Raw genomic sequence first — 12,101 nt, forward strand, 5'->3', positions numbered from 1 at the left:
TACCCTCAGCTCACGCGCGCGATCAGTTCCATCGCGCCCTCTGGCGCGCGCACCTTGCCCTCGTGGATCACGTAGGCGAACACGTCGCGCGGCTCCTTCTTCGGTTTGGCCTTGTCAACTTTCGGCAGGTCGTCCGGTTCACTTCCCTCAGCCCAGGCCTGAAACCGCTTGCTCCACGCGTCGAGCTCCTTCGGCGGATAGCAGGTCTTGATCTCGTCATTGCCCTTCTGGAGCCGGGCATAGACAAAATCGCCGGCGACGTCCGCGATCGCCGGATATTTGCCATGCTCGGCGAACACCACCGGCGTCTCGAACTCGCGGATCAGCGCGACGAAATCCGGTGTGCAGAAACTGTCGTGGCGGACTTCGACGACATGACGCAGCGCCCGTCCCTCGAGCTTGCGCGGCAGCAGCTCCAGGAACTTGCCGAAATCGGCGCCGTCGAACTTCTTCGTCGGCGCGAATTGCCACAGCACGGGCCCAAGACGGTCGCCGAGCTCCAGCACGCCGGAATCATAGAACCGCTTGATGGAATCGCCGGCCTCGGCGAGCACGCGGCGGTTGGTGGCGAATCGCGGCCCCTTCACCGAGAACACGAAACCATCCGGCACCTCGCTCGCCCATTTGCGAAAGCTCTCCGGCTTCTGCGAGCCGTAATAGGTGCCGTTGATCTCGATCGAGGTCAGCTTCGACGCAGCGTAGGACAGCTCCTTCGCCTGCGTCAGCTTCTCCGGATAGAACACGCCGCGCCAAGGCTCGAAGGTCCAGCCGCCGATACCGATGAAGATGTTGCCGGATTTTTTGGACGCGGTTTTTGCTTTGGCCACAGGAGGATCTCGCATCGACGGGGAGGGAGAGGCGTCATCCTAATCAAACCAGATGTGATTGGCCAGTTGGCCCGTCCCGTCTAAGCTCGCGACGGGACCCGCGAAGAAGGAGAACAAGATGCGGATGCTGATGGTGGGAGCGGCGCTCGTCGTGATGACATCTGCTGCCATGGCTGACGATGACGATGCCAAGGGCGCGCAGAAGCTCGCCATGCAGGGCCGCGACGATTACTGGCATTGCCTGTCACGGGAATATTCGCGCGACAGCAATCAGGGCCTGTCGGAACAGGATTTTGGCCGCTCGGTCGCCAGTGCCTGTCCGTCGGAGCGGCAATATTACCGGGTCGCCTTGCTCGACTATCTCACCACGCAATATCCGAACATCGACGCTGGCGCCCATCTCGCCACGGCGAACAGGGCGGTCGAGTCGGCGCAGAAGGATATCGTGACGGCCTTCGTCAAGCACCGGCCGCCGCAGAAGTAGTCCCATTAACCGATGCGGGCCGGGAGCCCTTCCGGCTGCGCGCTCATCCATGGTATCACTGGGGGCATCTGGAGCAGGGATGGACTTTCATGTCGTCTGAGTCGGTGGGTGGCATTCTGGGCGCGATCGTCGCGGCGATCGTGCTCGCGGTCGCCGTCGTCTTCGGGCCCATCGGCCAGTACGGCAAGCCGCCCAAGCCGGCGAAAGCCGAGCCTGCCGCGGCGCCCGCAGCCCCTGCCACACCCGCGCCGCGAGGCCCGGTGATCCGGGAAGTGCCCAACCAATAAGGGCCCGAAAAGGCCTCTTTCGCCCCTTGCAAAGCGGTTTTATCGTTCCTATCTTGGTGTTAACGGCGACGTCGAGCGATGAGCTCCGGCGCCGGAACGACCTTGGAATAGCTTGGGCTTGCGCCGGATGTACGCGCGGCTCGCCATTCCGGGGTCGTTGGCATTTTAGGGCCCCTTTTGGGCCGTTCCCCCGAGACCCCCGGCTTGGCAGCGCAGGACGCGGCAGATATACGCTGCCGTCATGAATGAAGCGATCAGACCGGGCTCCGGCAGCCCGCCGCAGGCTCAAGAGGCGCCGGTATTGTCGGTCGTCGTCCCGACCTTCAACGAGCGCGACAATGTCACGGTGCTGTACCGGCGGCTGGAGGCGGTGCTGGCCGGCATCACCTGGGAAGTCGTGTTCGTCGATGACAATTCTCCCGACGGCACCTGGGACGTCGTGCGCGCGCTGGCCCAGCGCGACAACCGCGTGCGCTGTGTCCGCCGCATCGGCCGCCGCGGCCTGTCGGGCGCCTGCATCGAAGGCATCCTGGCCTCCAGCGCGCCCTATGCGGCGGTGATCGACGCTGACCTCCAGCATGACGAGACGCAGCTGCCGAAGATGCTCTCGCTGCTCGTGAGCGGGAAGGCCGATCTCGTCGTCGGCAGCCGCTACATCGAGGGCTACAAGAGCGAAGGTTTCAACAAGCAGCGCGCCGGCGCGAGCGCGCTGGCGACCGAGCTCGCAAAGAAGATGCTGCGGGTCGAGATTGCCGATCCCATGAGTGGCTTCTTCATGGTCCGCCGCGACCGTTTCGAGCAACTCGCGCCAAAACTGTCGGTGCACGGCTTCAAGATCCTGCTCGACTTCGTCGCCACCGCGCACGGCACGTTGCGCGCGGTTGAGGTTCCCTACACTTTCGGCGCCCGTCAGCACGGCGAGAGCAAGCTTGACTCCATGGTGGCGCTCGACTTCCTTGGCCTGGTGCTGGCCAAGCTGACTAACGACATCGTCTCGCTGCGCTTCATCCTGTTCGCGATGGTCGGCGGCCTCGGCCTGGTGGTGCATCTGACGACCCTGTTCATCGCGCTTGAAGTGATCAAGCTGCCGTTCGCGGAGGCGCAGGCCGCAGGCGCGCTCGTCGCGATGACCAGCAATTTCATCCTCAACAATTTCCTCACCTATCGCGACCAGCGGCTGAAGGGCTTTGCGCTGCTGCGTGGCCTGATCGCGTTCTACATCGTGTGCAGCGTCGGCCTGCTCGCCAATGTCGGCGTCGCCTTCTCCGTCTACGACCAGGAGCCTATCTGGTGGCTGGCCGGCATGGCCGGCGCGCTGATGGGCGTGGTGTGGAACTACGCGATGTCCGGACTGTTCGTCTGGCGCAAGAAATAGCGCGCCAAGGAATCTGTTATGGGCGGGGCTGACGCGCGGATCGTCCGCAATACGGCGCTGGTGATTCTCGCGCTGGTAGGCTTGCGGCTCGTCGCGGCGGCGTTCACTCCGATTACCTTCGACGAAGCCTATTACTGGATGTGGTCGAAGAGCCTGGCGGGCGGTTATTACGACCACCCGCCGATGGTCGCCTATGTGATCCGTGCCGGCACCATGATCGCCGGCGATACCGAGCTCGGCGTCCGTCTGGTCTCGATCCTGCTCGCGCTGCCGATGAGCTATGCGATCTATCGCTCCGCCGCGATCCTGTTCGGCGGCGCGCGCGTGGCCGCGACCAGCGCGATCCTGCTCAACGTGACGATGATGGCCTCCGTCGGCACGCTGATCGTGACGCCGGATGCGCCGCTGCTGGTTGCCTCCAGCTTCGTGCTGTTCTTTCTCGCAAAGGTCCTGGAAACCGGTCGTGGCGTCTGGTGGCTCGCGGTCGGCGCAGCGGTCGGCGCGGCACTGCTGTCGAAATACACCGCGATGTTCTTTGGCGCTGCGATCCTGATCTGGCTCGCGGCGGTGCCGAAGCTCAGGCGCTGGTTTCTCTCGCCCTGGCCCTATCTCGGCGGCCTCGTTGCCCTGGCATTGTTCGCGCCGGTGATCCTCTGGAATGCGGATCATCAATGGGTCTCGTTCGCAAAGCAGCTCGGGCGCGCGAAGATCGAGGATTTCCGCCCCGTTTTCATCGCCGAGCTGATCCCGACCCAGATCGCGTTCGCAACGCCGCTCGTCTTCATCCTCGGCGCGATGGGCCTGCACGCGCTGACCTGGCGCAGGGCCGGCGCGCTGGCCTCGCGCGTGCTGATCGAGACGATGTTCTGGACCATCGTCGCCTATTTCGTCTGGCATTCGCTGCATGCGCGCGTCGAGGCCAACTGGTTCGCGCCGGTCTATCCGCCCTTCGTCGTCGCCGCGGCCGCCGCCGCCAATCTCGTGCAGTGGAGGCCACGCGAGCGGCGCCTGGCGGACTTCTGCCTGCGCTGGGCCGCGCCCGTTGGCATCGTGATGTTTGCGGCGCTCATCGTGCAGGCCAATACGGGCTGGCTATCCGGCTATCGCCGCGATGCGACCGTGCGCAGCGTCGGCGTCGGCTGGCGCGAGCTCGCCGCCGAGATCGAGGCCGTGCGCGTGCGCGTTGGTGCGACCTGCGTGCTTGCGTCGGACTACGGCACCACGGGCTGGCTCGCCTTCTATCTGCCGCGCGGCACCTGCGTGGTGCAGCAGAACCAGCGCATCCGCTGGGTCAACGTGCCCGAGCCCGATCCGAAGCTGCTTGCGGGCAAGCTGCTCTACGTCGATGAGCTTCGCCCCGACGGCCACCCGTTCCTCAACGACCTCTTTGCGCAGGTGACGCGGGTCGCCGAGTTGCAGCGCAAGCGCGGGCCGCTCGTGGTCGAGACCTACGGCATCGATCTGTTGGAAGGCGCCAAGGGCGACGTGCTGGACCGCTCGCCACCGCCCGAAGCGCGGTAGAGCGTTTTCCAGCGAAGTGGATGCCGGTTCGCGTGAAGAAAACGCGTCAAAACAAGAATCGAGAGCTTCGTTCCGATTCTATCGGAACGAAGCTCTAGTCGGCCTCAGTCGATCATCTCGGCCCTGGTGGCGGCCTGGCTGGGCCCGTCCTGGTCGCGCCAGAACCACACGGTGACGACGCCGGAACGGCCGCGAACCTGGGTGAGCAGGGGGCCTGACAGAGTGCCGTCGGGCTCGCCGTGGAAGTCGGCCGCCTCCAGCAGGGTATCGGTCAGCGCAAGCCGCGCATCGTTCTGGGCGGCGACCTCCATCAGCCGGCTCGCGACGTTGACGGTATCGCCCGTGGCCGTGATGTGCTGGTGGCGTTCGCCGAGGCGGGAGGCGACGATCGGGCCGAAATGCGCGCCGATCTTGAAACCGAGCCGACCGCCGACCGCGGGCGGGAGGTTGCCGATCCAGCGTTCGACGCCGCGATGCAGGTCGATCGCGCATTTGAGCGCGCGCGCCGCGTCATCCGGCATCGCGCTGGGCAGGCCGAACAGGATCATGGCGCCGTCGCCGAGAAAGCCGGTGATCATGCCGCCGCAGTCGACCGCGGCCTTGTCGATCAGCGCGTGAAACGCCTTGAGGAGATCCTGGAGTTCGTCCGGATCGATCCTTTCGCTCAGCGCCGTGAAGCCGGAGAGATCGATGAAGACGACGGCTGCGTCTTGCCGGACCGGCTTCGACAGGAAATTCGGATCGCGCGCGAGCCATTCCTGCACTGCGGGTGCCTGGAATTGCGCGAGCGATTTGCTCTTGGCCGCGAGATATTGCGTGCGGCGGCCTCCCGCCCACAGTTGCACGCCGGCAAAGACCGCAACCGGCGGCACTGCGGCGGCGAGCGTGGTCGCGGCGTTCAGCCAGACGCCGTGCGTGAACGCGAACAGATTGAGCCCGGTCCATGCGATCATCAGCGCGGCCGCTGCGACGAGGCCGGGCGCGCTGCGCCGCCAGGCGAGCAGGCCCACCAGCAGCACCGGCAGCAGGATCGCGGCAAGCGCGTCGGCGATGTGAACCTTGCGGTCGCGCACGATGCTGTCGCCGGCGACGAGATGGGTGATCACGGTGGAGACCACCTCGACGCCGGGCATCAGGGAATCGAACGGCGTCGGATAGAAGTCGCCGCCGCCGGCAACCGCGGCGCCGATCACGACGATCCGGTTCTCGATCGCCGCGCGATTGAGTGTGCCGTCGAAGATGCTTTGCGCGCTTACGGTGCGGATGGTTCGGCGCGGACCGTAATAGGTGATTGGCAGCGCGAAGTCGGTGTCGGTCGGCACCGCGCGATCGCCGAGCAGGAGATGGTCCGGCGCGATCGTCAGCGGCTTGTCCAGCGCACGCGCCGCGACGCGCAAGGGGAACGACAGCTCGACCTGGTCGCGCGTCCGGAACAGCATCGGCACCGAGAGCGGCGAGCCCGATTGTCCCGTCGCGACGTTGACGACGCCGACCTCTGCGTGGTCGGCGAAAGCCGGCAGCGGCAGCAGGAAGCGCTCGGCTTGCGGCAGGTCGGCGAGGGGGCCTTCGCTGCTCGGTGCCACGGCCTCGCTGGCGGATGGGAAGATCGCCGCGGCGGCGAGGACGATGGGACCGGTGGCGAGCGTGTTCGCCAGCGTGGCGTCTCCGATCGCGGCGCTGCGGTCGACCAGCAAAAGGTCGATCGCGATGACCTTCGGCTTGAACTGCACGATGGTGTCGACGACACGGGCGAGATCGGCGCGCGGCAGCGGATAGCTGCCGCCGCGCTTCACGACGGTATCGTCGATCGCGACGATGGTGACGAGATCGGGTGGAGACTGCACGCCGCGGACCTGGGTCCGCCAATCCGTCAGCGTCGCCTCGAGGCGATCGAGAAAGCGCAGATGACCCTTGGCGTGGGCGGCATAGATGCCCGCGCCCCACAGCGCGGTGAGGACGAGTGCCACCAGGATCTGAACGCGTCTATTCATTACGTCGTACTGCTATCTGCTCTGTTGTCCGAGCCCTTATTGACCCAGCCTTATTGGCCGAGTCTTGCCATCAGCGCGTCAACGCGCGGCTGGCCCCATGTCTTGACGGTCAACGGGCCGGTCCCTTCCACGTCGACGCCTTCGCCGGGGCCTAAAACGACGCCGCGTCCGCGAGTCCCGCGGGTCACGCCAACGCGGCCATCGGCGACGAAGACCGCAGTCTTGGCCTCGGCGACATCGACCGCCCATTTCGTGCCGCGCACCGCGGCGATCGCCTGCGGCGTCAGCACCTTGAAGCGATTGCCGCCGGGCTTCTTCGGCACCTCGATCAGCAACGCCTTGCTGCTCAACTCCACGGAGTCAGTATGTCCGTCGCGGTTGGCGTCCTTAAGTTCAAATCTGGCGCCATTTTCAGCAACGATGGTGATGCCGCTGTCGCAGCGCCATGTCTGCGTGCCGGCGGCGGATGGCGAGGACGTGCAGCCCGCATTGGCAGGCTGCGCGACCGCGTATCCCATCAACGAGAACGACCACGCCAGAGCAAAAAATCCGGCGCCCGCGATCCCTCTCATGCCAGCCTCCGTTTGCGTGCTCGGCACAGTTCAAGGCGATGTTGATACGGCACCGTATCGCAGGCTGGGTCTCCTGAAAAGTGCCGCTGTGGCAGCTATTTTGCCGCCGCGGCCTTTTCCAGACCGGCGCGATCAACTTTCGGTCAGGGCACCGCGCCGCGTGAGCGTTGCCGCGGACCGGCGTGGCTCCGCGCGTCACGCGCGTTGAAAGCAAGCCAGCGCGCACCAGCCTCGCGCAACGCTTCGGCGCTATGATCGGGCGCTTTGATGATCACGAAAAGGACGTTGTTGAGTGCGTCATGGATGCGGCTGGAGATGCCCGCTCACCGCGCTGAACCGGCCGAGAATTATAGTTAACAGTTTCGACTAAGTCCGTAGTTCTGCGGGCTTTTTTCTCGAAATGGGACAGCGTTGCCGAGTTGCCCCACATCCGCCCGAACTTAATCTGCATTTAACTAAAAGTCGCCTTAATGACGCTCCGACCTCCTGCGAGATGCTGTTTCCGGATCGTGACCAGCGGCACTTTGAAGGGGGACTGAGTGACACCGTCCTGGACGCAAGGCGAATGAGTACGAGTATCGCTGCGCAGAGTAACGCGGCACGGAAGTCCAACAAATCTTCTCGGAAGTCTTCCCGGACAATGGCCTCCACCAATTGGTTTGGCGCCGCGGCGATCGGCTGCGTCGTGCTCGGCGCCGGCTGGGCCGTCTACAGCAACATCCTCGGCGCCAGCGTCTATCCGACCGTCGGCAGCACCGGTTACGACGAGCCTGTGATCAAGCGCGCGCCCAAGGTGGCGCTGCGCGATGCGGGTGAGGCCATCAAGGAAGCCTTCGCGCTGCTGCCCGACCGGCTGCAGGTCGCCGCGCCGATCTCGCGCGAGATGTTCAACGAGCGCTTTGCCGCGGCTGCGACGCAGGGCGTGGAATCGAATGCGGCCAGCGCCGCGTCTGCCGCTCCCGCAACCAGGGTTGCCGAGGCCAAGGACACGTCGAAGGACGCGCCGAAGCCGAGCGTGATCGCGAAGGTCGCGGAAGTAATCAAGCCGCAGGGCCCCGCGAAGATCGCGGATGCTGCGAAGGCCAAGCGCGCTGCTGACGCGCAGGTCCAGATGGCCTCGGCGGATCCGGCCCAGATCGTGCCGGCGCCCGAGGCGAAGCCGAAGTCATTTGCCGATCGCGCCAAGGCGGCGGTGATGTCGATCACCGGGCCGCGCCAGTCGATGGTCGAGAAGCTCTGGGGCAAGCGCGAGCCGTCCGGCGGACTGCTGGCCTATGCCTCGGCCGATGCCAGCGTGACCGCTGCCATCGCGCCGAAGGAGCAGAATCCCATGCTCGGTGGCTCCGCGCCCTATGAGCGTGACACCGCGGTCTACGACATCACCGCGAAGACGGTTTATCTGCCCGACGGCACCCGGCTCGAGGCGCATTCCGGCCTCGGCTCCAATCTCGACGATCCGCGCTCCTCACGCGTGCGCATGCGCGGCGTGACGCCGCCGCACATCTACACGCTGAAGCCACGCGAAGCGCTGTTCCACGGCGTGCCGGCGCTGCGCCTGACCCCGATCGGCGGCGAGAGCGCGATCTACGGTCGCGACGGCCTGCTCGCCCACACCTTCATGCTCGGGCCGAACGGCGACTCCAACGGCTGCGTGTCGTTCAAGGACTACTACGCGTTCCTCGACGCCTACCGCAACAAGGGTATCCGCAAGCTCGCGGTGCTGGCGCGGGTCGACTGATCCGCGGCTGGAGCATGCTCCGGACCCGAAGGGGCCGCGTTTTGCGCAAAGTGCCCCGCGGCTTTCCCTCGCGACAAACGCGGAATGCGTTTGTGCGGAGTGCACGCTCAAACGATCAGGCCACCACGGTTTTGCGTAGTGCCATCTCCGTCGCGATCGCGCCCCGGACGGCGGGCCGCGCCTGCATGCGTTCGAGGTAGGCCGACAACGACGGCCATTGCGCGATGTCGACGCCTGCCGGACGGAGCAGCAGCAAGGCCCAGGTGAGGTGGGCATCCGCGACGGTGAACCGGTTACCGACGAGGAATTCGCGGTCCGCGAGATGCGCTGATGGCACCGACAATGTCTGTGCTATCCTTGCACGCGGCTTGGCGAGCGAGCCATCATCCTTGTACCAGAAGGTCGGGAACAGGAACGCCTTGTGGATCTCGGCGCCGATGAAGCTTAGCCATTCCTGCAGGCGATAGCGGTCGGGATCGCCAAACCGGGGCGCAAGGCGCGCCTCCGGCTTCACATCGGCGATGTATTGCAGCACCGCTGCGCTTTCGGTCAGCCGTTCGCCGCTCTCGAGGACCAGCACCGGCACCGCGCCCTTCGGCGAAACGCCGCGGAAATCGCTGCCGTCGTCCACGACCTTCTTCGTCCATATATGGGCGAGGTGATAGTGCGCCTCGATGCCGGCCTCCATCAGCGCGATACGGCTGGCGAGCGAGCAGGCCATCGGAAAGAAATAGAGCTGCAGCATCGCGTGCTCCGTCAGGCCAGCGCGTCGCTGCGCGCGATGATCGCGAAGCGATCCGACAATTCGGCCAGCGCGACCTCGTGAATGGTCCTTGCGGACAGCGTCCCGCCGCGCCCATCGGGCAGGTCGCGGGTGGCGCAGGCATCGGCCGCGATCGTGATACGCAGGCCGAGGTCGAGCGCGGCGCGCGCGGTCGAGCTGACGCACATGTGGGTCATGAAACCCGCCAGCACGATGTTGGTGCGTCCGGTCGCCGCCAAGCGAGCTTGCAGGTCGGTGCCGGCAAAGGCGTTCGGCAGAGCCTTCTCGATCACGGGCTCGGTCGCGAGCGGCGTAAGACTCCCAACGATCGCGCCGCGCTCGGCCTCGCGGTCGAACAGGCCGCCGGCACGGCCCTTGTGCGCGATATGGAAGATCGCAGCGCCGCTCTGCCGTGCTCGCGCGAGCAGGTTCGCGGCTGCGGCGATTGCGGGCTCGGCATCCGGCAGCGCCAGCGGGCCGGCGCGATATTCGTTCTGGATGTCGATCAGCACGAGGCAGGCATCACTGAGCTTTGGAGGATTGAGATCGGCGCCGGAAAGTTCGAGCAGGGTCTTTGGAGCAGTCATGCTGGTCAGGCCTTCTAAGGGAGTATCGGATGACGTAACCCTAGCGCGGCGGGAGCCTGCCAATGTGCAGGACTATTGCAGCATATGGCTGCATATTTGCAGGGACCGGCGATGCCTGCTAGGCTCGCGCCGATGAACTGGGACGATCTGCGCATCATCGCCGCGGTGAGGGACGAGGGCACCTATGCCGGCGCCAGCGCGCGGCTGCGCATTGACGAGACCACCGTCGGCCGCCGGCTCGCGCGCATCCAGCGCGATCTCGGCGTGCCGCTGTTCGATGCCGTCGACGGCCTGCGCCGGCCGACCCGTCATTGCGAGGCGGTGCTCGAGCATGTCAGCGCGATGGCCGCGCATGTCGCGGCGATCGATCGCATCGGTGAGAGCCAGCCGGGCCCGGTCGGCCGCCTGCGCATCGCCTCGACCAATGCGGTCGCCGAAGAGCTGCTGGCGCCACACGCCAGCGCCTTCCTGCGCGATCACCCCGGCCTCACGCTGCAATTCCTGACCTCCAGCGGCAACGTCAAGTTCTCGCGCTGGCAGGCCGACCTCGCCATTCGCCTGCGCAAGCCGGAGAAGGGCGACTTCACGATCTCGAAGCTTGGCGATGTCAGGCTGTATTTCTTCGAACCCGCCGATCGCGCAGGCAGCGAGCCGGTCGCCTGTGTCTATCCGGACGAGCTCGACGCCATTCCTGAAGCGCAATTCCTGCGCGCCAAGCGGCTGACGAATGCTCGCTGCGTCACCGACAATGTCCGCATCATCAGGACCATGATCCAGTCGCATCAGGCCATCGGCGTGCTGCCCGAACACAGCTCCGGGCCTTTGCTCGCCGACCGCAGCCTGCGCGCGACGCTTTTGCCCAGGCGGCGCGACGTCTGGCTGCTGGTGCAGAACCACCTCAAGCGCGATCCGGCGACGCGGCTCACCATCGAATGGGTGCGCCACTGCTTCAGGGATTTTGCGCGCGACTGACGGGTGCCTGGCTGCGAGTGAACGCGATCCACGCGCGGTGCGACCAAATCCCGAGAGCGCAGGGATTGCATGCGCGCAAAGGTTGCGTATTCTCGCGACGGCTACAGTCTTGATCGGGCAGGCACATGACCACTCTTCAGGAAACCATCCGGCCGTCGGCGCAATCGCGGGAATGGAAGGCGATCGTCATCCTGATCCTGCTGATCCCGGTGCTGTGGTCGCCTCCGTTCCTGTTTCGCTTCTTCCTGTTCCAGCCGTTCAACATCCCGTCCAGCTCGATGGCGCCGGCGCTGGTCGTCGGCGATTACGTGTTCGTTGCCAAATACGCCTATGGCTACGGCCGCTATTCGTTTCCGTTTGCGCCGTCCTTAATCTCCGGTCGTTTCGTGGCCGCCCAGCCCGAGTACGGCGACGTCGTCGTGTTTCGTTCGCCGAAGGACACCTCGGTCGACTATATCAAGCGTGTGGTCGGGTTGCCTGGCGATCGCGTCCAGATGGGGCGGGGACAGCTCTTCCTCAACGAGAAGCTCGTGACGCGGGTCCCTCTGCCTGAGGTGTTCGCCGGCTCCGTTTGCGGGGGCGATGCCGGCGCAAAGGTCAAGCGCTGGCGCGAGACGCTGCCGAACGGCGCGTCCTATGTGACCTACGACTGCGTCGACAACGGCTATCTCGACAATACCAACGTCTACACGGTGCCGCCGGGCCATTTCTTCGTGCTCGGCGATAACCGCGACAACTCGACCGACAGCCGCATGATGACCGCAATGGGCTTCGTGCCGATGGACAATCTCCTAGGCCGAGCGGTGCGGATCTTCTGGTCGCTCAACGAACAGGGCGAGCCGCGCTTCGAGCGGATGGGGAAGGTGTGGTGAGAGGGGAGGTCTCTTCCCCGTCATTCCGGGGCGCGCAAAGCGCGAGCCCGGAATCCATAACCACAGGCGGATATTTTGGCGTACTACGTCTACATCCTTGCAAGTAGGAAGC

General features: G+C 65.4%; 12 protein-coding genes. 7 read left to right on the top strand and 5 right to left on the bottom strand.

Annotated elements, in window-relative coordinates; genetic code table 11:
• Positions 1-5: 5 nt before the first annotated feature.
• Positions 6-842 (bottom strand): DUF72 domain-containing protein, encoded by an 837-nt coding sequence (locus AC630_RS39600; protein WP_143198681.1) that lies wholly within the window; start codon positions 840-842, stop codon positions 6-8.
• A gap of 103 nt (positions 843-945) precedes the next feature.
• Here AC630_RS39600 and AC630_RS39605 point away from each other — a divergent pair, with 103 nt between their 5' ends.
• The 4 genes from AC630_RS39605 to AC630_RS39620 all read left to right on the top strand — a co-directional run bounded on the left by AC630_RS39605 (position 946) and on the right by AC630_RS39620 (position 4,494).
• Positions 946-1,311 (top strand): hypothetical protein, encoded by a 366-nt coding sequence (locus AC630_RS39605; RefSeq protein ID WP_074123768.1) that lies wholly within the window; start codon positions 946-948, stop codon positions 1,309-1,311.
• A gap of 89 nt (positions 1,312-1,400) precedes the next feature.
• Positions 1,401-1,598 (top strand): hypothetical protein, encoded by a 198-nt coding sequence (locus AC630_RS39610; protein WP_074123769.1) that lies wholly within the window; start codon positions 1,401-1,403, stop codon positions 1,596-1,598.
• A 241-nt stretch (positions 1,599-1,839) separates the two neighbouring features.
• Positions 1,840-2,973 carry a glycosyltransferase family 2 protein gene (locus AC630_RS39615; protein WP_074123770.1) on the top strand — a complete coding sequence of 378 codons (1,134 nt, stop codon included), beginning with the start codon at positions 1,840-1,842 and terminating at the stop codon, positions 2,971-2,973.
• Between the two features lie 18 nt (positions 2,974-2,991).
• Positions 2,992-4,494: a glycosyltransferase family 39 protein gene (locus tag AC630_RS39620; RefSeq protein ID WP_074123771.1), complete on the top strand. Its 1,503-nt coding sequence runs from the start codon at positions 2,992-2,994 to the stop codon at positions 4,492-4,494.
• A gap of 104 nt (positions 4,495-4,598) precedes the next feature.
• Here the strand turns inward: AC630_RS39620 and AC630_RS39625 are convergent, their stop codons facing one another.
• Entirely contained in the window at positions 4,599-6,485 is a 1,887-nt protein-coding gene (locus tag AC630_RS39625) for a CHASE2 domain-containing protein (protein ID WP_074123772.1), read from the bottom strand.
• 50 nt (positions 6,486-6,535) lie between these two features.
• Positions 6,536-7,057, bottom strand: a complete 522-nt coding sequence (locus tag AC630_RS39630) for a FecR domain-containing protein (protein ID WP_074123773.1) — start codon at positions 7,055-7,057, stop codon at positions 6,536-6,538.
• A 640-nt stretch (positions 7,058-7,697) separates the two neighbouring features.
• Here AC630_RS39630 and AC630_RS39635 point away from each other — a divergent pair.
• Positions 7,698-8,795 carry a DUF2778 domain-containing protein gene (locus AC630_RS39635; RefSeq protein WP_074123774.1) on the top strand — a complete coding sequence of 366 codons (1,098 nt, stop codon included), beginning with the start codon at positions 7,698-7,700 and terminating at the stop codon, positions 8,793-8,795.
• Between the two features lie 115 nt (positions 8,796-8,910).
• Here the strand turns inward: AC630_RS39635 and AC630_RS39640 are convergent, their stop codons facing one another.
• Together AC630_RS39640 and AC630_RS39645 are read right to left on the bottom strand one after the other, a co-directional pair.
• Positions 8,911-9,540: a glutathione binding-like protein gene (locus AC630_RS39640; RefSeq protein WP_074123775.1), complete on the bottom strand. Its 630-nt coding sequence runs from the start codon at positions 9,538-9,540 to the stop codon at positions 8,911-8,913.
• Between the two features lie 11 nt (positions 9,541-9,551).
• The gene (locus tag AC630_RS39645; RefSeq protein WP_074123776.1) at positions 9,552-10,145 is read right to left on the bottom strand and encodes a cysteine hydrolase family protein; all 594 of its coding nucleotides are present in this window, start codon (positions 10,143-10,145) and stop codon (positions 9,552-9,554) included.
• 132 nt (positions 10,146-10,277) lie between these two features.
• Between AC630_RS39645 and AC630_RS39650 the strand changes: the two genes are divergently transcribed.
• Positions 10,278-11,117 carry a LysR family transcriptional regulator gene (locus AC630_RS39650; protein WP_074123777.1) on the top strand — a complete coding sequence of 280 codons (840 nt, stop codon included), beginning with the start codon at positions 10,278-10,280 and terminating at the stop codon, positions 11,115-11,117.
• Between the two features lie 125 nt (positions 11,118-11,242).
• On the top strand, positions 11,243-11,989 hold the full coding sequence (lepB, locus tag AC630_RS39655; protein ID WP_074123778.1) for a signal peptidase I: 747 nt from the start codon (positions 11,243-11,245) through the stop codon (positions 11,987-11,989).
• Positions 11,990-12,101: the final 112 nt, after the last annotated feature.

It is taken from the genome of Bradyrhizobium sp. AS23.2 (genome assembly GCF_001908185.1).
GTDB lineage: Bacteria > Pseudomonadota > Alphaproteobacteria > Rhizobiales > Xanthobacteraceae > Bradyrhizobium.

What these genes read in the sequence shown, in the direction of transcription:
- AC630_RS39600 (WP_143198681.1), bottom strand. Translation starts at nt 842, where the DNA reads ATGCGAGATCCTCCTGTGGCCAAAGCAAAAACCGCGTCCAAAAAATCC.
- AC630_RS39605 (WP_074123768.1), top strand. Translation starts at nt 946, where the DNA reads ATGCGGATGCTGATGGTGGGAGCGGCGCTCGTCGTGATGACATCTGCT.
- AC630_RS39610 (WP_074123769.1), top strand. Translation starts at nt 1,401, where the DNA reads ATGTCGTCTGAGTCGGTGGGTGGCATTCTGGGCGCGATCGTCGCGGCG.
- AC630_RS39615 (WP_074123770.1), top strand. Translation starts at nt 1,840, where the DNA reads ATGAATGAAGCGATCAGACCGGGCTCCGGCAGCCCGCCGCAGGCTCAA.
- AC630_RS39620 (WP_074123771.1), top strand. Translation starts at nt 2,992, where the DNA reads ATGGGCGGGGCTGACGCGCGGATCGTCCGCAATACGGCGCTGGTGATT.
- AC630_RS39625 (WP_074123772.1), bottom strand. Translation starts at nt 6,485, where the DNA reads ATGAATAGACGCGTTCAGATCCTGGTGGCACTCGTCCTCACCGCGCTG.
- AC630_RS39630 (WP_074123773.1), bottom strand. Translation starts at nt 7,057, where the DNA reads ATGAGAGGGATCGCGGGCGCCGGATTTTTTGCTCTGGCGTGGTCGTTC.
- AC630_RS39635 (WP_074123774.1), top strand. Translation starts at nt 7,698, where the DNA reads ATGGCCTCCACCAATTGGTTTGGCGCCGCGGCGATCGGCTGCGTCGTG.
- AC630_RS39640 (WP_074123775.1), bottom strand. Translation starts at nt 9,540, where the DNA reads ATGCTGCAGCTCTATTTCTTTCCGATGGCCTGCTCGCTCGCCAGCCGT.
- AC630_RS39645 (WP_074123776.1), bottom strand. Translation starts at nt 10,145, where the DNA reads ATGACTGCTCCAAAGACCCTGCTCGAACTTTCCGGCGCCGATCTCAAT.
- AC630_RS39650 (WP_074123777.1), top strand. Translation starts at nt 10,278, where the DNA reads ATGAACTGGGACGATCTGCGCATCATCGCCGCGGTGAGGGACGAGGGC.
- lepB (WP_074123778.1), top strand. Translation starts at nt 11,243, where the DNA reads ATGACCACTCTTCAGGAAACCATCCGGCCGTCGGCGCAATCGCGGGAA.